Annotated in this window: 20 protein-coding genes; 11 read left to right on the forward strand and 9 right to left on the reverse strand. The window is 65.2% G+C overall.

All coding sequences use genetic code 11. The features are described from left to right. Positions 1 to 37: 37 nt before the first annotated feature. Together CR157_RS09085 and CR157_RS09090 are read right to left on the reverse strand one after the other, a co-directional pair. Complete coding sequence (locus CR157_RS09085; protein WP_219999920.1) at positions 38 to 2,590, reverse strand: chemotaxis protein CheB; 2,553 nt, start codon at positions 2,588 to 2,590, stop codon at positions 38 to 40. Between the two features lie 57 nt (positions 2,591 to 2,647). Then, positions 2,648 to 3,250 (reverse strand): PAS domain S-box protein, encoded by a 603-nt coding sequence (locus CR157_RS09090; RefSeq protein ID WP_110283213.1) that lies wholly within the window; start codon positions 3,248 to 3,250, stop codon positions 2,648 to 2,650. A gap of 521 nt (positions 3,251 to 3,771) precedes the next feature. Between CR157_RS09090 and CR157_RS09095 the strand changes: the two genes are divergently transcribed. Beyond that, complete coding sequence (locus tag CR157_RS09095) at positions 3,772 to 4,836, forward strand: endonuclease/exonuclease/phosphatase family protein (protein ID WP_181422020.1); 1,065 nt, start codon at positions 3,772 to 3,774, stop codon at positions 4,834 to 4,836. Between the two features lie 116 nt (positions 4,837 to 4,952). On the opposite strand, the gene CR157_RS09100 is transcribed toward CR157_RS09095, so the two are convergent. The 3 genes from CR157_RS09100 to CR157_RS09110 all read right to left on the reverse strand — a co-directional run bounded on the left by CR157_RS09100 (position 4,953) and on the right by CR157_RS09110 (position 5,941). After that, complete coding sequence (locus CR157_RS09100; protein WP_219999921.1) at positions 4,953 to 5,339, reverse strand: DUF4112 domain-containing protein; 387 nt, start codon at positions 5,337 to 5,339, stop codon at positions 4,953 to 4,955. 9 nt (positions 5,340 to 5,348) lie between these two features. Then, entirely contained in the window at positions 5,349 to 5,507 is a 159-nt protein-coding gene (locus CR157_RS09105) for a YqaE/Pmp3 family membrane protein (RefSeq protein ID WP_110283215.1), read from the reverse strand. Between the two features lie 188 nt (positions 5,508 to 5,695). Beyond that, complete coding sequence (locus CR157_RS09110; RefSeq protein ID WP_110283216.1) at positions 5,696 to 5,941, reverse strand: hypothetical protein; 246 nt, start codon at positions 5,939 to 5,941, stop codon at positions 5,696 to 5,698. A gap of 349 nt (positions 5,942 to 6,290) precedes the next feature. Here CR157_RS09110 and nadA point away from each other — a divergent pair, with 349 nt between their 5' ends. Then, entirely contained in the window at positions 6,291 to 7,319 is a 1,029-nt protein-coding gene (gene nadA, locus CR157_RS09115) for a quinolinate synthase NadA (protein WP_110283217.1), read from the forward strand. 117 nt (positions 7,320 to 7,436) lie between these two features. Here the strand turns inward: nadA and CR157_RS09120 are convergent, their stop codons facing one another. Next, positions 7,437 to 8,900, reverse strand: a complete 1,464-nt coding sequence (locus CR157_RS09120) for a M48 family metalloprotease (RefSeq protein ID WP_373681014.1) — start codon at positions 8,898 to 8,900, stop codon at positions 7,437 to 7,439. Positions 8,901 to 9,051: 151 nt separating this feature from the next. On the opposite strand from CR157_RS09120, the gene CR157_RS09125 reads away from it, so the two are divergent. After that, positions 9,052 to 9,300, forward strand: a complete 249-nt coding sequence (locus CR157_RS09125) for a sulfurtransferase TusA family protein (RefSeq protein WP_110283219.1) — start codon at positions 9,052 to 9,054, stop codon at positions 9,298 to 9,300. Then, positions 9,297 to 10,397 carry an AI-2E family transporter gene (locus CR157_RS09130; protein ID WP_110283220.1) on the forward strand — a complete coding sequence of 367 codons (1,101 nt, stop codon included), beginning with the start codon at positions 9,297 to 9,299 and terminating at the stop codon, positions 10,395 to 10,397. Before CR157_RS09125 ends, CR157_RS09130 begins: the two co-directional genes overlap by 4 nt. 30 nt (positions 10,398 to 10,427) lie before the next feature. Here the strand turns inward: CR157_RS09130 and CR157_RS09135 are convergent, their stop codons facing one another. Further along, on the reverse strand, positions 10,428 to 10,904 hold the full coding sequence (locus CR157_RS09135) for a peroxiredoxin (RefSeq protein WP_110283221.1): 477 nt from the start codon (positions 10,902 to 10,904) through the stop codon (positions 10,428 to 10,430). Positions 10,905 to 11,116: 212 nt separating this feature from the next. Here CR157_RS09135 and dapA point away from each other — a divergent pair, with 212 nt between their 5' ends. From dapA to purC, 4 genes are read left to right on the forward strand one after another with little or no spacing between them, the layout of a single operon-like run. Further along, on the forward strand, positions 11,117 to 12,001 hold the full coding sequence (dapA, locus tag CR157_RS09140) for a 4-hydroxy-tetrahydrodipicolinate synthase (protein WP_110283222.1): 885 nt from the start codon (positions 11,117 to 11,119) through the stop codon (positions 11,999 to 12,001). Between the two features lie 48 nt (positions 12,002 to 12,049). After that, the gene (locus CR157_RS09145; RefSeq protein WP_181422022.1) at positions 12,050 to 13,018 is read left to right on the forward strand and encodes a lipoprotein, NlpB; all 969 of its coding nucleotides are present in this window, start codon (positions 12,050 to 12,052) and stop codon (positions 13,016 to 13,018) included. A gap of 11 nt (positions 13,019 to 13,029) precedes the next feature. Beyond that, positions 13,030 to 13,821, forward strand: coding sequence for an MBL fold metallo-hydrolase (locus CR157_RS09150; protein WP_258364118.1), 792 nt, complete (start codon positions 13,030 to 13,032; stop codon positions 13,819 to 13,821). Positions 13,822 to 13,862: 41 nt separating this feature from the next. Then, positions 13,863 to 14,576, forward strand: coding sequence for a phosphoribosylaminoimidazolesuccinocarboxamide synthase (gene purC, locus CR157_RS09155; RefSeq protein WP_110283224.1), 714 nt, complete (start codon positions 13,863 to 13,865; stop codon positions 14,574 to 14,576). Positions 14,577 to 14,635: 59 nt separating this feature from the next. Here the strand turns inward: purC and tsaA are convergent, their stop codons facing one another. Next, the gene (gene tsaA, locus CR157_RS09160) at positions 14,636 to 15,370 is read right to left on the reverse strand and encodes a tRNA (N6-threonylcarbamoyladenosine(37)-N6)-methyltransferase TrmO (protein WP_258364119.1); all 735 of its coding nucleotides are present in this window, start codon (positions 15,368 to 15,370) and stop codon (positions 14,636 to 14,638) included. A 128-nt stretch (positions 15,371 to 15,498) separates the two neighbouring features. Between tsaA and CR157_RS09165 the strand changes: the two genes are divergently transcribed. Next, complete coding sequence (locus tag CR157_RS09165) at positions 15,499 to 16,044, forward strand: GNAT family N-acetyltransferase (RefSeq protein WP_110283225.1); 546 nt, start codon at positions 15,499 to 15,501, stop codon at positions 16,042 to 16,044. 17 nt (positions 16,045 to 16,061) lie between these two features. Here the strand turns inward: CR157_RS09165 and nadC are convergent, their stop codons facing one another. Next, positions 16,062 to 16,904, reverse strand: a complete 843-nt coding sequence (gene nadC / locus CR157_RS09170) for a carboxylating nicotinate-nucleotide diphosphorylase (protein ID WP_110283226.1) — start codon at positions 16,902 to 16,904, stop codon at positions 16,062 to 16,064. A gap of 86 nt (positions 16,905 to 16,990) precedes the next feature. Between nadC and ampD the strand changes: the two genes are divergently transcribed. Together ampD and aceE are read left to right on the forward strand one after the other, a co-directional pair. Beyond that, the gene (gene ampD, locus CR157_RS09175; protein WP_110283227.1) at positions 16,991 to 17,587 is read left to right on the forward strand and encodes a 1,6-anhydro-N-acetylmuramyl-L-alanine amidase AmpD; all 597 of its coding nucleotides are present in this window, start codon (positions 16,991 to 16,993) and stop codon (positions 17,585 to 17,587) included. A gap of 335 nt (positions 17,588 to 17,922) precedes the next feature. Further along, positions 17,923 to 20,595: a pyruvate dehydrogenase (acetyl-transferring), homodimeric type gene (gene aceE / locus CR157_RS09180; protein ID WP_110283228.1), complete on the forward strand. Its 2,673-nt coding sequence runs from the start codon at positions 17,923 to 17,925 to the stop codon at positions 20,593 to 20,595. Positions 20,596 to 20,616: the final 21 nt, after the last annotated feature.

Raw genomic sequence — 20,616 nt, forward strand, 5'->3', positions numbered from 1 at the left:
ACCGACGATTCCCGTGCATGGGATTATGGCCTTTCCGTCACGATTGCAAATCCTTGCGAAGGGACTGTTCCAATTCCTTTGTCGCGGTGATATCGACAAGGGTGATCACCACCCCGTCAATCACATTGTCCAGTCGGCGATAGGGCATGATCCGTACCGTAAACCAGCGGCCGTCGGTGGCGGGTATCTGCTTCTCGGAAAATGCCAGGGTGCTCAGGGTGGTAAGGGCATCGTCGTTCAGTTCCGGATACTGCAGGCTGGTGGTGAGATCACTGAGGGGGCGGCCGATATCGCCTTCGCGGATGTTGATGATCTTTGAGGCCCTGTCAGTGTAGCGACGAACATTCAGGTTCTGGTCGAGAAACAGAATGGCTATCTCGATGCTGTTGAGGAGGTTTTTCATATCGCTCTGGGCGAGGGCGAGATCGTCGAGCTTGGTCTGCATCTCCGCGTTGATGGTTTGCAGTTCCTCGTTCATGGACTGCATTTCCTCCTTCGAAGTGGTCAACTCTTCGTTGGTCGACTGCAATTCCTCATTGGTCGACTGCAATTCCTCATTGGCTGACTGCAACTCCTCCCGGGACGCGCGGTTTTCCTCCCGCAGAGTCTGGATTTCATCCTGGTACTGTTGCAGCTCTGTGGCATGAGTATGTTGCGTGGCTGTTTTCGTCTTGTTTTTGTTGGCCGGACTGGCATCAACCGGGGTGATATCGCGGAAAACGATCATCTTCATCCCGCGCAAGGCGGTAGGTTCGCGCAGCGCCTGTACGGTGATATCGACGCTCTGCGTGGCCCCGCCGGGCAGTTGCACCTGCAGGCCTTGCAAGTGCGCCGGTTCGCTCTGGTTCGCGGCCTGGCGCAGGGCGCTGGCGATGGGTGTTCGCAGGCCTTCCCGCACCATGGCATAAAAATTCCAGTTGGCCTTGCCGGCGGCAGGTTCCAGATACTTTCCCGTGCGCCCGCTGATATAGACGATATCACCCTCATCGTTGACCACCACCGCGGCGGGGGCGTAGACCTGCAGTAACACCTGGTCGGCTGCCGCTTGCAGATTATCATTTGTGTGGGAGGATGAATTGCTGGGGATCACGGGAAGCTCCTTGGCTATCCAGGCCAGGGGTGGAAACGACTTTACCGGCAACCGGGTGTCGCGGCTCTGGGCATTATCTTGGCGCCGATAAATTCGCAGTTTGGATTGAATGGGAGCAAACAACTGAGTGTAGCGCCCTACCGTCTCCGAGCTCCCCAGCAACAGTACCCCCCCGGCGCGCAGGCTGTAGTGAAACAGGGGAATGAGTTTGCGTTGCAGGCTCTGATCGAAGTAGATCAGCAGGTTACGGCAGGAAATCAGGTCGAGGCGAGTGAAGGGGGGGTCAAGCACCACATCCTGCTGGGCGAACAGCACCAGGTCGCGGATATCCCTGTTGATCTGGTAGCCGTCATCATGAACACTGAAAAAGCGCGCCAGGCGCTCCGCCGAGACACTGCTGCTGATGTCGGCGGGGTAATGGCCGCGGCGAGCAGTAGCAATGGCGTCCGGACTCAGGTCGGAGGCGAAGATCTGCAGGGTAAGGTCATGGGGGCGTGGCAACTTGTCCAGCGCCTCCGTGAAGAGCATGGCCAAGGAGTAGGCCTCTTCGCCGGTTGAGCAGCCGACCACCCAGGCACGAAGGTGGGGCTCCCTGTGCTGTCGTGCCAGCAGTTCTGGCAGGGTGATATCCGCCAGATACTGCCAGACCTGGGCATCACGGAAAAAACTGGTCACCCCGATGAGCACCTCCTTGAACAGCAGGTCGATCTCCTGGGGATTGCGCTGGAGAAAATCCGCGTAAAGCGTCAAGGTGGCGATTTCATGGATCGCCATGCGTCGCTCCATGCGGCGGTGCAGGGTGCTGGGCTTGTAGAGGGAGAAGTCGTGGCGGGTTCGCTGTTGAAGCAGACGGAGAATGCGCTGCAAGGGCGTTGATTCGAGCTCAGGTTCTGCCACTGGTCCTGCCGAAAGCCCGCCGGAGGCGAACTGGTCGGGTGCCTGGGCAAGGCAGGCCAGGATGCGGGTGGGCAAGTCGCCGGGAGGGGCAATGATATCGGCACAGTTTGCGGCGATGGCGCTTTTGGGCATGGCATCGAACTGTGCCGTGTCGGGCTGTTGCACCGCCGTGAGGCCGCCCACGGCCTTGATCGCCTGTAAGCCCAGGGTGCCGTCGGTGCCCATGCCGGACAGTACCACCCCGATGGCTTGCTCCCCCTGGGCGCGGGCCAGGGAAGAAAACAGCACGTTGATCGGCAGACGCATGCCCCTGGGTTCCATGGGCTTTGCCAGGTTCAGCAAGCCGTCGACAACGCTGAGTTCCGTATTCGGCGGAATCACGTACACGCAGTCAGGCTCGATGGGCATGCCTTGGGTCGCTTGCCGTACCGACATCGGGGTAACGCGCTGGAGTAATTCCGGGAGCAATGCCTTGTGGGTGGGATCGAGATGTTGTACCACCACATAGGCCATGTGGCTGTGGGGCGGGATCCGGGCAAGGAACTCTTCCAGCGGCGCCAGGCCGCCGGCGGATGCACCAATGCCCAGGACACGTACAACCACCAGGGGCTCTATCGGTGAATCAGCAGGGGGCAAGGCAGCCATGGCGTGGAACGGCTATTAGGGGTTATCCGCACTGGCGCACTCGCAGCAGGCCAACAGGATATGCTCGCGCCCTGGAGGGAGGGATGCCAGAAACTGTAAGTGACGGGAACCCTGTGCACGCCCACCCATCTCGGCTACGCAGCAATCCCTGGCGCCGCTCTGTGCGACACGCTGTAGCAGGCCAAGCAGTTGCTGCCGATTTTGCGGTTTCAGAAAGGTGTCGATGCGCTGTCCTTCCAGGTCGTTCTGGCCAACGCCAAAGAGCTCGGCCGCGGCAAGATTACCCTGAATAACTTTGCCCTCGAAGTCGACGAGAAAGTAGCCAAGGGGGGCGGAATCGTAAAGCTTCCGGTAAAGGCTCAAATCCTCGACAAGTGCCCGTTCATTGGCGGCAATCTCCTCGTTCTGCAAGTCAAGCTCCACTTGGTGAACCTGCAATTCATGGAGCAGCTTGAGGGCGTCTTCCGCGTTGTCGGGGTTGCTGGACAACCGGTGGAGCAGACGCAGGGCGTCAACGCCCACCGACCAGTGACTCGCTGTCGTGCCCGTCTGCAACTGCGCTTCAGCCTTGTCTCGCAGCTGTGTATAGACGTTAGATTCATTAGTGGTTGTGGGCATACCTGACTCCAAGCTTACTCTCCGGATACAGTTATCATAGTAGCTTATCGCGACAGGAATTGGTATGAATGTTTTGGCTATCTTCAGGGATTGGCGCTTAGAGCCTGGTCGTACCGGTTTGACGTGGCTTCGTTCCGACAGTCCGTTGCGGAATTCCAGAACCTTTTTCTCGACACTCAAAGCAAATATAAGGGAGGACCACTAGCAGAGACGAACTATTCCCCGTCACTTGAAGACACGGCAATGCAGGTTTCGATGTCCGATGGAGAGATTCTATAATGCCAAGTGACCAGTCAACCGAGGGCAGCCCAGTGTGAGCGGTGTGTGCGCTGGCGTACAGATCATTCCACGAAATGCTGTCATGATGTAATATAACCCTACCTGCCGTGTATGAGCGTTACCGCAGCACGGCACGAAAGGGATGCCTTTTGCAATCATTTATGAATTCTGAATAATGCATTTATCGTATTGATAGCATCGTGGGTCAAGTCATGCTCATCCGAGGAGCCCTTGCAAATCCTATGAAAATTGTAGTGGTCGTACTGGCGCTGCTGCTGGTGATTGCTACGGTTCTTCCGCTTCTGCGGTTCGACCAATGGTGGATTCGCGCTTTTGATTTTCCAAGAGCGCAGATTACCATCGCAGGCATCGTACTTCTTTCCTTCTATCTCTATCTCTGGGAAATGCATCGCGTCTACGAATTCGTTGTTCTCGGGCTATTGGTGCTGGCCGTGGGATATCAGGTAGTAAAAATACTTCCATACACGGTGCTGATGCCCAAACAGGTACTGTCGACTGAATCTCGCTTGGACGATGCCAACCTCAGGCTGCTCGTTGCAAACGTACTGATGGAAAACCGGAAGTCGGAGGCCTTCCTGGATATCGTGCGCGAGTATGATCCAGACGTGGTCTTGACCGTGGAGACAGACCAGTGGTGGGAGGAAGCGCTCGGGCCACTGGAAGAGAAATATCCGCACACGCTCAAGAACCCACTCGACAACACCTATGGCATGCTCCTGCATAGTCGACTGGAGATGATCGATCCCGAGGTCCGGTTTATTCTCAAGGACAGCATCCCGTCGATGCACATGCAGGTGGTGTTGCCGTCAGATGACCGGGTCTATATGCATTTCGTTCACCCCGATCCACCCAACCCGATGTATGCGAGCGAGACGACGGAACGAGATGCGGAACTGCTGATCGTGGGCCGGGAAGTGGAGAAACGCGATAGGCCAACCATTGTTGCAGGCGATTTCAACGATGTCGCCTGGTCCTACACCACGAGCCTGTTTCAGAAAACCAGTGGTCTGCTCGACCCGCGCGTCGGGCGGGGTATGTACAACACCTACCACGCCAAGAACCTGCTCCTGCGCTGGCCGCTCGATCACGTCTTCCACACCGATCATTTCAAGCTCGTCCGTATGGACAGAGGACCCGCCTGGGGATCGGATCATTTTCCTATCTTTATCGAACTCAGCCTGGACGCCGGTGCAGAAGCCGAGCAGAAAAAGCCGGATATGAACCGGACGGAAGGGGAGCAGGTAGATGAAAAGATCGAAGAGGGTAAGCAGCACCCGGACGATTGAGCCTGTCAGCATCGGCCGCCCGGCAGCCACCGCAACGGTACAAGCCGCAAACGGATGCCCACCGACACCGGTTCGATGGAGGTGTCGGTTCTCGTGAGAATGAGAAGAACCGAATTTCAGCGCGGTGCGCTTCGATCCAGATACGCATCCATCAGCCTGGCGTTGCGCAGATTGGCCTTGAACGCGACATCGAACACGTCCCCGAGCACCGGGATCGCGCCGACCACGGCATCCAGCGCGACGTTCAGCACCATGCGCGCAAGCACCTTGGCCGGTACGCCGGCGTGCGCCGCCTGCGCGACGATGTAGAACGACACCCCGGCCGCCGCGAGATCGCCGACCCCCGGCACTAGCCCGATGAGCCCGTCGACCCCGACGCGGAAACCGCCGGGCAGACGGACCGAACTGTCCATCAGTCGCGCGAGCCGATGCACGCGGGTGCGAGCGTCGGTGGGCCGGCGCTGCGGCGCGTCAGCTGGTGACATCGCGGCGCGATTGCGCAAACGCCGTGTTCATCGCCTGGCGATGATCCACACGGCGTGAACGATGCCGGGAACATAGCCGAGCAGCGTAAGCAGAATGTTGATCCAGAAATACTTGCCGATGCCTTCCTGCAGGAAGACGCCGAGCGGCGGCAGGAAGATCGCGATGATGATGCGTAACAGGTCCAATGGCTGTGCTCCAGGGATTGTCTCGCTACCACCGTGTGGACATCACGGTGCTGGACCGGGCGGGGCTGCTCGAGGCCTCCTGCGGCTGTTATGCCTCCGATCGGCGCATCTACCGTCAGGTCCTCATCGAAGGGGAGGCACCATGAAATCGGCGGGTGCGCCCTGGGAAGGGCGCACCCGCCGGGATGTCATGACGGCATCTTGGGGACGATCGCGTTGATATCCTGGCTCATCAGATCATCGTCGCCTGCGGCGGCGCGCCTGGCAGGCTCGTCGAGCTCCTCGTCGGGAAGTGTCGCAAGTGGTGCTTCGGGCAAGCGTTCCGGCTTGAAGGGATAGCCGTGCTGCTGTTCGCCTGGCTCGCGGTCGGGCAGGCGCGTGAATTTCTTGAATGCAGTCGTGGGAAGGGTGGTGTGCTGGATGGGGGATGGCATGGCGACCTCGTGTCACTGTCCGGCCTTCACGATGTCGTGAAGCATCGGTAGCACGACTCTGGCGGAACGGCAGGCCGCCGTCGGTGCGCTAACGCACTGATGCCATCCATGCAGCCACCTCGAGTGCCCCTCGATCCCCCGCCGGCCGCCCCCCATTCCATTCGCATGACGCTTTTCCGGCCGGGGGTGGTCAATACCCCAGTGTTCTGGTCTAGAATGAGGGCTCGGGTCGATCGTGGCGAAAGACGCAAGGGTCGACCCTCAGGTGTATCGCCCCGTGCGGAGCGCGCGAGCGGCGGTACCTGGTAAATCGCAGGGGGAGCCCCTGCCAGTCACAGTGGTAGACACGATGACGATCATGACTTCCCGTGTCGAGGTGCGCGAGCACCTGGCACGCGCCTACTGCCCCACCCGGATTCCCGCCGAGGACGAGGCCCGCGTCGACGAGATCAAGCGACTCCTCGAGGCCAACAACGCCGTCCTGGTGGCGCACTACTACACCGACGATGCCATCCAGCAGTTGGCCGAGGAGACCGGCGGCTGCGTGGCCGATTCCCTCGAGATGGCCCGCTTCGGCGCCCGCCACGAGGCCGAGACCCTGGTGGTGGCCGGGGTGCGCTTCATGGGCGAGACGGCCAAGATCCTCTCGCCGGAGAAGCGCGTGCTGATGCCGACCCTGGAGGCGACCTGCTCGCTGGACCTGGGCTGCCCGGCCGACGAGTTCAGTGCCTTCTGCGATGCGCATCCCGACCGCACCGTGGTGGTCTATGCCAACACCTCGGCGGCGGTGAAGGCCCGCGCCGACTGGGTGGTGACCTCGTCCATCGCCGTGGAGGTGATCGAGCACCTGCAGGCCCGCGGCGAGAAGATCCTCTGGGCCCCGGACAAGCACCTGGGTGGCTACATCCAGAAGCAGACCGGTGCCGACATGCTGCTGTGGGATGGCGCCTGCATCGTCCACGAGGAGTTCAAGGCCAAGGGCGTCGAGGACCTCAAGGCGCTCTACCCGGAGGCGGCGGTGCTGGTGCATCCGGAGTCGCCGGCCCCAGTGGTCGAGCTGGCCGACGTGGCGGGTTCCACCTCGCAGCTGATCAAGGCGGCGAAGGAGTTGCCCAACGACAAGCTGATCGTGGCCACCGACCGCGGCATCTTCTTCAAGATGCAGCAGGCGGTGCCGGGCAAGTCCCTGTTCGAGGCCCCGACGGCCGGCAACGGCGCGACCTGCAAGAGCTGCGCGCACTGCCCGTGGATGGCGATGAACGCCCTGGACAACCTGGCCGGCGCCCTGCGCCATGGCAGCGGCGAGATCTTCGTCGACGCCGAATTGCGCCGGGCCGCGCTCAAGCCGCTGGAGCGGATGCTGAATTTCCAGCGCTAGGCTTCGCCTAGCGCTGGAGCTGGAAGAGCGGCGCTTCGCGCCTGGAAACCTGAAGCCGGAAGATCAACCCTTGATGCCAGCGCTGGTGGCAAGATGATGCCTTCCAGCTTCCAGCTGTCAGAACTTCTCCATCGTCTCCCGATAGCCGAGGAAGTCCTTGCGGCGCTGCTCGATGCGGCTGGCGGCGGTGGTGTCGCCTTCGCGTTCGGCGACCCCCTTGGCCACGTCGAGCTGGCGGATGGCGCTGTCGATGCGGCCGGTGAGCTGCATCTGCTCGGCCCGGGCCAGGTGGCCCCAGGCCTCGCGATCGCTGCGTCCGGCGGCCTCGGCCAGCAGGGTAAACACCTGGGGATCCTCGGGGCGGCGCTCGGAGAGCTCCCGCAGCACCTGCCAGGCCTCGTCGGGGTCGCGTTGCAGCAGCGCCTCGCCGAGCAGCCGGGTGGTGGGCACATGGCCGGGCATCAGCCGCAACTGGCGACGGCTGCGCTCGATGGTGTCGTCGTAGCGGCCGGCCTCGAACGCCACCTCGGTGGCCGAGGCGGGCAGCAGCGCCAGGTCGGGAAACTCCCGGGCCAGGGCGTCGAGGTCGCGCAGGGCCGCATCGGTATTGCCGCGCTCGGCGTCGATCAGCGCCGCCAGGTAGCGCCGGGCAGCCTCGGGCGCGTCTCCCTGGGCCAGGCGGGTGGCGGCCTGCCGCGGGTCGCGGCGGTGAATCGCCAACAATGCCCTGGCCCTGACCAGCGAGTACTGAAGGTCCTCGTCGCGAGGGCTGTCGAGCCGGAGCTGGCTGGCACGATCCTGGGTGTCGCTGAGGCGGGACTCGGTCACCGGGTGGGTCAGCAGGAACTCCGGCGGGTTGCCGCCCTGCAGGCTGGCCATGCGCTGCATGGCGCGGAACATGCGTACCATGGCCTGGGGGTCGTAGCCGGCCTGGGCCATGGCCTGGAGGCCGATGCGGTCGGCCTCCTGTTCGAAGCGGCGGGAGTAGGCGAGCTGGTCCTGAATGAAGGCCGCCTGGGAACCCATGGCCACGCCGATGCCGGCATCGCCACCGCCACCGGCGGCGATTAGCATGCCGGCCAGCATGGCGGCCATGGTGGGGATCTGGGTCTGCTCGGCGCGGGCCAGGCTCCGGGCATAGTGGCGCTGTGAGAGGTGGCCGAGTTCGTGGGCGAGTACCGAGACCAGGGCGGCCTCCTCGTCGGCGAAGGCGAACAGGCCGGCGTTCACGCCGATCACGCCGCCCGGCACGGCAAAGGCGTTGAGCATGCGGCTCTCGACCAGAGTGACGAGGGTGTCGGTGTCGACCAGGTCGCTGTGGGGCAGTAGCCGGGTGACCAGCGATTCCACGTATTCCTGGGCGATGGGGTCATCCCAGCCGGGCGCGCGGGCTCGGAACTGCCTGAGCCAGGCGCGGCCCAGGCGTGCCTCCTCGCCGCTGACCGCCTGGCTGCCGCTGCTGGTCAGGCTGGGCAGGCCGTAGTCGTCACTCGCCCGGCTGTCGATCCACTGGGCGGCAGTGGGCTGGGCAAGCGCCAGGCTCAGCAAGGCGGCGAGGCAGGTTGTGGCGATCCGGGGCATGGCCATCCTCTCTTCCGGCAGGGCAGGCGGCGGGAGTTACCCTCCGACATTGATTCGGCCCGTAAAGTGCCTTTAAATCTCAAGGGTTTCATGTCGAGCGGCTCCTGCCTGGCGGCCGACATGCCCTGAATGCATTCTCCCGGGAGACAACATGGCTGTGCAACCTGATGACGTGCTCGACGCCCGCGGTCTTCCCTGCCCCCTGCCCCTGCTCAAGGCCAAGCAGGCGTTGGCGCGCCTCGAGCCTGGCCAGCTGCTCGAGGTGATGGCCACCGATGCCGGTTCCTGGCGTGACTTCGAGACCTTCATCGAGCAGAGCATCCACGAGATGCCGGCCAGGGAGGAGCGTGGCCCGGTCTTCCATTACTGGATTCGCAAGGGCGGAGAGCCCGGCTCATGAGCCTGCGCGCCGTCTTCAAGAGCTGGATCGACCACTACTTCTCCGACGAGGAGGCGGTGATCCTGCTGGTGGTGCTGGTGCTGGGCTTCGCCGCGGTGATCTGGTTCGGGCGCATGCTGGCGCCCTTCTTCATCGCCCTGGTGATCGCCTTCCTGCTGCAGGGGGCGGTGTCGGCCCTGACCCGGCGCCATGTGCCGCATCTGCTGGCGGTGACCCTGGTGTTTCTCGGCTTCATCGGCGTGTTGCTGGCGATGGCCTTCATCCTGATGCCGCTGATCTGGAACCAGCTTGTCAGCCTGGTGCAGGAGGCGCCGCGCATGTTCGCCAGCGGCCAGCAGCTGCTCGACGACCTCCAGGAGCGCTACCCCAACCTGGTGACCCCCGACCAGATCCAGAACTGGATCGGCGTGGCCGGGCGCGAGATGACCCAGTTCGGGCAGCGGGCGCTGACGCTGTCGCTGGCCTCGCTGGGCAATGTCATCGCCCTGATCGTCTACTTGATCCTGGTGCCGATCCTGGTGTTCTTCATGCTCAAGGATCGCGAGAAGCTGGTGGCCTTCATGGTGTCGCTGCTGCCTCAGAAGCGCACCCTGATGACGCGGATCTGGCAGGAGATGGACGACCAGATCGCCAACTATGTGCGCGGCAAGTTCGTCGAGATCATCATCGTCGGCACCGTGGCCTTCCTGACCTTCGCCTTCTTCGGCCTGCCCTATTCGGCGCTGCTGGCGGTGCTGGTGGGCTTCTCGGTGCTGGTGCCCTACATCGGCGCCGCGGTGGCCACCCTGCCGGTGGCGGCGGTGGCCGGCTTTCACTTCGGCATGACCGACGAGTTCCTCTACGTGGTGCTCGCCTACGGCGTCATCCAGGCGCTGGACGGCAACGTCCTGTCGCCGATCCTGTTCTCCGAGGCGGTCAACATACACCCGGTGTCGATCATCCTGGCGATACTCTTCTTCGGCGGAATCTGGGGCTTCTGGGGGGTCTTCTTCGCCATTCCGCTGGCGACCCTGCTCAAGGCGCTCGTCTACGCCTGGCCCCGGGGCATCAAGAAGCGGCAGAAGAACGAGGCGGTGGAGTCCCTGGTCAAGGAGTGAGGGCCACCGCCCACGCACCGGGCGGAAGAGTCAGGAAGCGGCGTGCAGTTCCCGGGCGGCCTCGAGTACCTCCTCGACATGGCCGGGCACCTTGACCCTGCGCCACTCCCGGGCGAGCCTGCCCTCGGCGTCGACCAGGAAGGTGCTGCGCTCGATGCCGAGGTGCTCCTTGCCGTAGAGCTTCTTGAGCTTGATGACATCGAACAGCCGGCAGACGGCCTCGTCCTTGTCGGAGATCAGCTCGAAGTTGAAGCCCTGCTTGGCCTTGAAGTTCTCCTGGGCGCGGAGGCCGTCGCGGGAGACGCCGAGGATCACGGTATTGGCGGCGTCGAAGGCGTCCTTGCGGTCGCGGAAGTCGCTACCCTCGGTGGTGCAGCCCGGGGTGCTGGCCTTGGGATAGAAATAGACCACCACCTGCCGGCCCTGCAGTTCGGAGAGGCTTACGCGGCTGTCGCTGGTGGCGCTGGCGGTGAAGTCGGGCACGGGCTGGCCGATGCTGACGCTCATGGAAGGTTCCTTGTGCCGGTGGGACGTGGCTCCCGATTACACGCAACCGCGGCCGAGCTGTAAAGTCTCGCCTGCCCGTGCTGTACAGGCTTTGATCGCCTGAGTACCATCTACTCTCTGGCGTTGGTGCCATTGTCCGAGGCGTGTCCCCGCATTCGGGGGCGGCAGACGCAGCAGTCGTATCGCGTAGTTGCATCGAGAGGAATGAGAGGATGATCACTGGCAGTATCGTCGCCATGGCGACGCCGATGAAGGTCAATGGCGACATCGATTGGGAGGCGCTGCGCCGCCTGGTGAACTTCCACCTCGAGAATGGCACCGACGGCATCGTCGCCGCCGGTACCACCGGCGAGCCCACCACCATGTCCTTCGCCGAGCATTTCGACGTGATTCGCGCGGTGGTGGAGGAGGTCGACGGGCGCATCCCGGTGATCGCCGGCACCGGGGCCAACGCCACCTCCGAGGCCGTCGAGCTGGCCCGCTACGCCGGCGAGGTGGGGGCCGACTACTGCCTGTCGGTGTGCCCCTACTACAACAAGCCGACCCAGGAAGGCCTCTACCAGCACTTCAAGGCGGTGGCCGAGGGCAGCAAGCTGCCGGTGATCCTCTACAACGTGCCGGGGCGTACCTGCTCCGACCTCTACAACGAGACGGTGCTGCGCCTGGCCGAGGTCGACAACATCATCGGGCTCAAGGACGCCACCGGCAACCTGGAGCGCGCCGAGGACCTGATCGCCCGCCTCCGGGGCAGCGACTTCATGCTCTATTCCGGCGACGACGGCACCGCCTGCGACTTCATGCTGATGGGGGGCCATGGCGATATCTCGGTGACCGCCAATGTCGCCCCCCGGGCGATGCACGAGCTGTGCGCCGCCGCCGTGGCCGGCGACGCCGACAAGGCTCACCAGATCAACACCCGGTTGATGCCCCTGCACACCAATCTCGGTGTCGAGTCGAACCCCATCCCCGTCAAGTGGGCGCTGCACCGCATGGGCCTGATCGAGCCCGGCATCCGTCTGCCCCTGACATGGCTGTCCGAGAAGTATCACTCCACCATCGGCGAGGCCCTGCAGTTGGCCGGCCTGACCGACGATTGACCGGCGCTCGGGCGCCGGAACCTGGACAACCTGACGCAAGGTGGATGCATGAACTCTGCGCTGAAATGGATGCCGCTGGTGGCGGCCATCGCCCTGGCCACGGCCGGCTGTGCCCGCGACGGCTACTATCACGACCGCAGCATCGACTATGCGGACGCCGGCGGCAGCTCGCCGCTGGTCCTGCCCGAGACGCGCAACCCCGATCGCTACCGGGATGCCATGCCGGTGCCCGAGGCGGTAGGCGACTTCCGGGCACGGGACGACGGCTTCGAGGCCCCGAGCCCCCAGCCGCTGGCGGCCGGGCGTGCCACCGAGGGTGACTTCGTCGAGCGCCGCAACATCGGCCGCGACAGCTGGCTGGTGGTCGGCGCCGATCCCGGTACGGTATGGCCCCAGCTCGAGGACTTCGCCCGTACTCGCGGCCTGCAGGTGACCGCCAGCGACACCTCCCGTGGCGTGATCGAGACCCCCCAGGCGCGCCTCAGCGTGCGTCAAGGGCTGCGCGCCGGTGACAGCGAGGTGCGCTGCGACCGGGGGGGTGTCCCGGTGGCGGCCTGCCTGGAGGAGATGGAGCAGTTCTTCGGCGCGCGCAGCGCCTCGGCCAGCTCGTCGTCGCTGGCCGCCCAGCGCCTGGCCGGCGAGGAACGCCTGCGCCTCGAGCAGCGGGGCGACGACTGGGTGGTGGCCATTCCGCTGGATATCGATCGGACCTGGGCCGAGCTGGATCACCAGCTGCAGCTGGACTTCACCGTGGAAGAGCGCCGCGAGCTGCTCGACAGCGACCCCGCCGCCCACGACTTCCTGATCAGCTACATGACCCGGAGCGAGCGCGATCGCAATCCGCTGCAGATCGTCTTCAGCCCCGACGTGCGCCAGATGTCCCAGCGGATTCGCCTGGTACTGGAGTCCGCCGGTCCCGACCGGACCGTGCTGCGGGCGGAGAACGCCAGCGATCGCGCCTTCACCCCCGAGGATCAGCGCGAGCTGCTCGAGCGGGTGTCGGGTCTGCTGCGCTGATGGCGACCCGGGTGGCCGAATCGCGCCCACCCGCCGGTACGCTGCGCTTCGCCTCCCTGGGCAGCGGCAGCAAGGGCAACGCGACCCTGGTCAGCGACGGCGACACCCACCTGCTGGTCGACTGCGGCTTCGGACTGCGCGAGACCGAGCGCCGGCTGGCCGAGTTCGGCCTGCATCCGCGCCAGCTCGATGCGGTGCTGGTGACCCACGAGCATGGCGACCATGTGCGTGGGGTCGGTCCCCTGGCCCGCCGCCACGGCGTACCGGTCTACCTGACCCCGGGCACCTGGGGCACGAGACGCCTCGGCGAGCTGCCCGGCCACCACTGGATCACCCCCCAGGCCCGCTTCGCCATCAAGGGGGTGGTCATCGACCCGGTCACCGTGCCCCACGACGCCCGCGAGCCGGTGCAGTTTCGCTTCCATGCCGGGGGGCGCAGCCTCGGCGTGCTGACCGACCTCGGCCATCCCACCGACCATGTGGCCAGGGCCTTCGCCGGCTGCGACGCCCTGGTGCTGGAGTGCAACCATGACGTGCGCCTGCTCGCCGAGGGCCCCTACCCGCGCGCCCTCAAGCGGCGCGTGGGGGGCGACTGGGGCCACCTGGCCAACGGCCAGGCCGCGGCACTGCTCGCGCGACTGGGGCTCGATCGCCTGCAGCGCATCGTCTGCTCGCACCTTTCCGAACACAACAACCGCCCCGAGCTGGCGCTGGAGGCCCTGGTGCCGCTGCTCGACGGCGATGAATCCCGGCTGATGGTCGCCGCCCAGGACACCGGCCTGGCGTGGCAGGCCATCGGCTGATTTCCCATACTGTCTCGTATCCGCAGCCTGTGGAGGCTCCCATGGAAAAGCGTCAAGAACTCTACGCCGGCAAGGCCAAGTCGGTCTTCGCCACCGACGACCCGGACCACCTGGTCCTGCATTTCCGCGACGACACCAGTGCCTTCGACGGCGAACGCATGGAGTCGCTGGCACGCAAGGGGACGGTCAACAACAGGTTCAATGCCTTCATCATGGGCAAGCTCCAGGAGGCAGGCATTCCCACCCATTTCGACGGCCTGCTCTCCGACACCGAGAGCCTGGTCAAGAAGCTCGAGATGATTCCGGTGGAGTGCGTGGTGCGCAACATCGCCGCTGGTGGCCTGGTCAAGCGCCTGGGCGTGGAGGAGGGCCGCGAACTCACCCCGCCCACCTTCGAGCTGTTCCTCAAGAACGATGCCCTGCACGACCCGATGATCAACGAGTCACTGGCCGAGACCTTCGGCTGGGCCACGCCCGACCAGCTCAGGGAGATGAAGGTGCTGACCTTCAAGGTCAACGAGGTGCTCAAGACGCTGTTCGCCGAGGGCGGCCTGCTGCTGGTCGACTACAAGCTGGAGTTCGGCCTGTTCAAGGGCGAGATCGTGCTGGGCGACGAGTTCTCCCCGGACGGCTGTCGCCTGTGGGACGCTGCGACCCGCGAGAAGCTCGACAAGGACCGCTTCCGCCAGGGCCTGGGCGGGGTGATCGAGGCCTACGAGGAGGTGGGGCGGCGTATCGGGGTCGATTTCTCCTGATGGTACCAAGAGCGTGATCCACGAAGGGCCCTGTCGGGCCCTTCGTCGTTATGGAGGGTTCAGGCCGGGACGATCTCGACGACCCGTAGTCGGATGTCTCCAGCCGGATCGGCCTCGGCACGAAAGCGCACGTCCACGTCGCGCAATCGCACCCCGTAGGTCCGTTCCTCGGCCCCCTTGCGGTAGGCGGGGCGCGGGTCCTGGGCCAGCACCTGGCGGATCAGCTCGCGCAGCGAAGCGCCGTCGGGGCGCTCGGCCAGGGTCGCCTCGACCTCGGGCGAGAAGGTCACCGGCAGCAGCGGCGGGGCCTCGGGGGAGAAGCCGGCGCGGGCCTCGGGGCGGGCTTCCGCCCAGGGCAGGTAGGGCTTGATGTCGAGCACCGGGGTGCCGCTGACCAGGTCGCACCCGCCCAGCACCAGGCGTACCCCGCGGCGGGTGTCGATCTCGACCAGCTCCACCAGCGAGAGCCCCAGGCGGTTGGGGCGGTGGGTGCTGCGGCTGGCGAAGACCCCGACCCTGGCGTTGCCGCCGAGCCGCGGGGGGCGCACCAGGGGCGTCCAGCGGTCAGGGCTGTGGTGAAACACGAAGGTCAGCCAGAGGTGGCTGAAGGCGTCCAGGCCGCGTACCGCCAGCGGGTCGTCGAAGGGGGGCGTCAGCATCAGGCTGGCACGGGCGGCCGGGGCCAGCCCCGGCTGGCGGGGAATGCCGAACTTGTCCGGGTAGTCGCTCTCGATGACGCCGATCGGGGTCATCGCGAAGCCGGGGGCAGCAGGGGAGGTGGGCGTCGCGATCATGTCGGGATTATGCCGGCTCGTCGGCGTCGGGGCGAGGGGGATTGGCCGCGGCGCCCGGCTTGTGTAGGCTGCTGCTCGGCACCGGGCGTGCCGCTTTCGATCCCCGACCCATCGCAGGGCAGACACCGATGAGCCAGATCACCACCGAGCACGGGGCAGCGGGTGCCGGGCAGGCGCCGCGGGCACCGCGGATCCTCTACCGTGGCGCCCTGGCCAAGGACGCCGCCGACCAGGCCGAGGTCTTCCATCACGCCGTGATGCAGGGAGCCACGGCCCACTACGGGTTGGCCGAGCGCCAGGCCTGGGCGGCGGCATTGCCCCGGGAAGCCTGCGCCTGGGCGGCACGCCAGGCGCTCTTCACCACTCTGGTGGCGACCTGCGACGGTCGTTGCGTCGGGTTCCTCGAGCTCGATATTCCCCGGGGGCGCATCGTGACGCTCTATGTCTGGCCGTCGCTGGCCCGTCGCGGCATCGGTTCGACCCTGCTGGTGCATGCCGAGCGGTTGCTGCTCGAGCACGGGGTGGGGCGGGCCCGCATCGATGCCAGCCTGATGCTGGCCGACGGCCTGGTGCGCCGGGGCTGGCGCGATCTCGGCGAGGAGTGGGTGGAGCGCGGCGGCGAGCGGCTGTGCCGTCACCGCCTGGAGAAATCCCTGGTCGCCGTGGAGACCTGAGTCCACCTCTTCCCTACCTAGTCGATGAGGCGCATCGACAGGTCGATGGCCTTGAGGTCCTTGGTCAGGGCGCCGCTGGAAATGCAGTCGACGCCGGTCTCGGCGATGGCGCGCAGGGTGGTCTCGTCGACGTTGCCGGAGGCCTCCAGCGTGGCGCGCCCCGCGTTGCGCTTCACCGCCTCGCGCATGTCGTCGAGCGAGAAGTTGTCGAGCATCACGATGTCGGCGCCGGCCGCGAGGGCCTGGTCGAGCTCGTCGAAGGTCTCCACCTCCACTTCCACCGGCAGGTCGCGGGCGATGTCGCGGGCTTCCCGCACCGCCGCCGCGATGCCGCCGCAGGCGGCGATATGGTTCTCCTTGATCAGGAAGGCGTCATACAGGCCGATGCGATGGTTGTGGCCGCCGCCGCAGGTCACCGCATACTTCTGCGCCAGGCGCAGGCCGGGCAGGGTCTTGCGGGTATCGAGCAGGCGCACCCCGGTGCCGGCGAGCAGGTCGACGTAGTGGCGCGTGCGAGTGGCCGTGGCCGAGAGGGTCTGCAGCAGGTTGAGCGCCGCGCGTTCGCCGGTCAGCAGGCTGCGGGCCGGACCCTCGAGCTCGAGAAAGGCCTGGCCGGCCTCGAGCCGGTCGCCGTCGGCGGCGCTCCAACGCAGCGTGACGCTGGCATCGAGGCGACGGAACAGCTCGTCGACCCAGGCAACGCCGCACAGCACGGCGGTCTCGCGGGTGATGACCCGGGCCGTCGCCCACTGGCGGTCGGGGATCAGCTGGGCGGTGATGTCACCGGGGCCGACATCCTCGGCCAGCAGCCGGGCGGCGGCGTCGCGGATCTCTTCGGCAAGGGCGTCCTGATAATGCATGGCGGCCTGTCACTCTCCAGGGGGTGCGATGAGCGTTCGAGGCGTCCATTATAGGGAATCCACACGGAAGACGTCAGGGGAAGGCGATGCCGATCGAGGCGGGATGGCTGTCAGGCGCTCGGCGGGTGCCGTCGCCCAACCGGGATGCACGCCCCGAGGGCGAGGTCTCGCTACTGGTGCTGCACTCCATCAGCCTGCCGCCGGGGCAGTTCGGCGGCGAGCACATCGAGCGCCTGTTCACCAATCGCCTCGACCCGAAGGCCCACCCCTACTTCGCCGGCATCGCCGAGCTGCGCGTCTCGGCGCACCTGTTGATCCGGCGTGACGGCGAGTGCGTGCAGTTCGTGCCCTTCGGGGAGCGGGCCTGGCACGCCGGCCGGTCGCACTGGTGCGATGACGGCTGGCCGCGCACCGCCCTCAACGACTTCTCCATCGGTATCGAGCTGGAAGGCGACGAGGTCTCGCCCTATACGCTCGCCCAGTACCGGGCGCTGGCGGCGACCACCGTCGAGCTGCTGGCCACCTACCCGGCACTGACCGGGCGCCGCATCACCAGCCATGCCCGGGTGGCGCCGCTGCGCAAGAGCGACCCCGGCCCGGCCTTCGACTGGGCCTACTTCCGCCAGTTGCTGGGCCGGCAATGTTGGAACGACTACGCAGTTCGGGGCGGTAGATGGACATGAACGATCAAGTTGGATGGCACGCTTGATTCATACGGTAGTTCGGCTACAAGCCCTTGTCCTTAGTCGAATTCGTGGCCTTTACGCGCACGTAATGCCTTGTGTTGCGTCGCAATGTCAGTTTATGAAAAATATTTCCATTTTCACCTTGAATTGGCAGGGCGAGGCGTTTACGGTATCTTCTCCGCCACCAGCGGCGGGTATGCCGAGCCGTCTTGTAAAATTACTACACCACCCCCGACATGCGGCGTGCACGGCATCTCAAAAAAAAAGAGAGAGCACCCCTGCCCCAGCAATGTGGGGCAATCGACACCCCATCGTCATTCGGAGAGACGTCTATGAGTCTGGAGACAAGAGAGGATCTCGATCCGATCGAGTCCACGGAATGGTTGGATTCCCTGGAATCGGTGCTGGATCGCGAGGGCGAGGAACGTGCCCAGTACCTGTTGACCCGCCTGGCCGACCGCCTGCGCCGGGACGGCATGCAGGTGCCCTTCTCGGTGACCACCCCGCATCGCAACACCATCCCGGTGCACCGCGAGGCGCCGATGCCGGGCGATCTCTTCATGGAGCGGCGCATCCGCTCGCTGATCCGCTACAACGCCATCGCCCAGGTGATTCGCAACAACCGGGCCAATCCCGGCCTCGGCGGCCATATCGCCAGCTTCATGTCGGCGGCCACTCTCTACGACGTGGGCTTCAACCACTTCTTCCGTGCCCCGAAGGGCGACTTCGAGGGTGACCTGGTCTACATCCAGGGCCATGTGGCACCGGGCGTCTATGCCCGCGCCTACCTGGAGGGGCGCCTGACCGAGGCGCAGATGGACAAGTATCGCCAGGAAGTCGACGGCGATGGCCTCTCGTCCTACCCGCACCCCTGGCTGATGCCTGACTTCTGGCAGTTCCCCACCGTCTCCATGGGTCTCGGTCCCATCCAGGCGATCTACCAGGCCCATGTGATGAAGTACCTTGACTCCCGCGAGCTCAAGGACATGCATGACCGCAAGATCTGGTGCTTCATGGGCGACGGCGAGTGCGACGAGCCGGAATCCCTGGGCGCCATCTCCCTGGCCGGCCGCGAGAACCTCGACAACCTGATCTTCGTCATCAACTGCAACCTGCAGCGCCTCGACGGTCCGGTGCGCGGCAACTCGCGGATCATGGACGAGCTCGAGGGCGTGTTCCGCGGTGCCGGCTGGAACGTGCTCAAGGTGGTCTGGGGCCGCCTGTGGGACCCGCTGTTCGAGAAGGACAAGAAGGGCATCCTGCAGAAGCGCATGGACGAGGCGGTCGACGGCGAGTACCAGAACTACAAGGCCAACGGCGGCGCCTATACCCGGGAGCACTTCTTCGGCAAGTACCCGGAAACCGCCGAGATGGTCAAGGACATGTCCGACGAGGACATCTGGAAGCTCAACCGCGGCGGGCACGACCCGTTCAAGGTCTATGCGGCCTACCACCAGGCGGTCAATACCACCAACGGCAAGCCCACCGTGATCCTGGCACACACCGTCAAGGGCTACGGCATGGGCGGCGGCGACGGCGAGGCGGCCAACGAGGCCCACCAGGTCAAGACCATGGAGTACGAGGCGCTGCGCACCTTCCGCGACCGCTTCGGCATTCCGCTGACCGACGCGCAGCTCAAGGAGGTGCCGTACTACAAGCCCGAGGACGACTCCCCGGAGCTCAAGTACATGCACCTGCAGCGCGAGCGCCTGGGCGGCTACCTGCCGCAGCGTCGCAGCGACTTCGAGGCGCTGCCGATCCCCGACCTGGACGACAAGATCTTCGCCTCTCAGACCGGCGGTTCCAAGGGCCGTGAGGTCTCCACCACCATGGCCTTCGTGCGCATCCTCAACGGCCTGGTGAAGGACAAGAAGATCGGCAAGCAGGTGGTGCCGATCATCCCCGACGAGGCGCGCACCTTCGGCATGGAGGGCATGTTCCGCCAGCTCGGTATCTACACCTCCGAAGGCCAGAAGTACGAGCCCGTCGACAAGGGCCAGATCATGTTCTACCGCGAGGACAAGCAGGGCCAGATCCTCGAGGAAGGCATCTCCGAGGCGGGGGCCATGTCGGCGTGGATCGCCGCGGCCACTTCCTACTCGAACAACAACACCACGCTGTTGCCGTTCTACGTCTACTACTCGATGTTCGGCTTCCAGCGCATCGGCGACCTGGCCTGGGCCGCCGGCGACATGCAGGCGCGCGGCTTCCTGGTCGGTGGCACCGCCGGTCGCACCACCCTCAATGGCGAAGGGCTCCAGCACCAGGATGGTCACAGCCACATCCAGGCGTCGACCATCCCCAATTGCCGCAGCTACGACCCGACCTATGCCCATGAGGTCGCCGTGATCGTCCAGGACGGCCTGAAGCGCATGTTCGCCGACAAGGAGAACTGCTTCTACTACCTGACGGTGATGAACGAGAACTACGAGCATCCCGCGCTCGAGACGGTGCCCGCCGAGGACATCATCAAGGGCATGTACCTGCTGCGCGAGACTCAGGGCGACAAGGGCCGCGTCCAGCTGATGGGTTCCGGCACCATCCTGCGCGAGGTCGAGGCGGCCGCCGAGCTGCTGGCCTCCGACTGGGGTGTCGGCGCCGACATCTGGAGCGTCACCAGCTTCAACGAGCTGCGCCGCGAGGCGTTGGGCCTGGAGCGCGAGGCGTTCCTGAACCCGGATGCCGAGCCGGCCAAGCCGCACCTCACCCGGTGCCTGGAGGGCCGCCAGGGGCCGGCCATCGCCTCCACCGACTACATGCGTCTGTTCGCCGACCAGGTCCGTGCCTGGGTGCCGACCGACTACCATGTACTGGGGACCGACGGCTTCGGCCGCTCCGATACCCGCAAGAAGCTGCGTCACTTCTTCGAGGTCGATCGCTACTTCGTCACCGTGGCCGCGCTCAAGGCGCTGGCCGACCGCGGCGAACTCGACCGCAAGGTGGTGGGCGAGGCAGTCGGGAAGTACGGCATCGATCCCAACAAGCCCAATCCGCTGACCAGTTGATCAGGTGGCTGGCGGGCCTGG

Source organism: Halomonas sp. LBP4, from assembly GCF_003202205.1.
Taxonomy (GTDB): domain Bacteria; phylum Pseudomonadota; class Gammaproteobacteria; order Pseudomonadales; family Halomonadaceae; genus Halomonas; species Halomonas flagellata.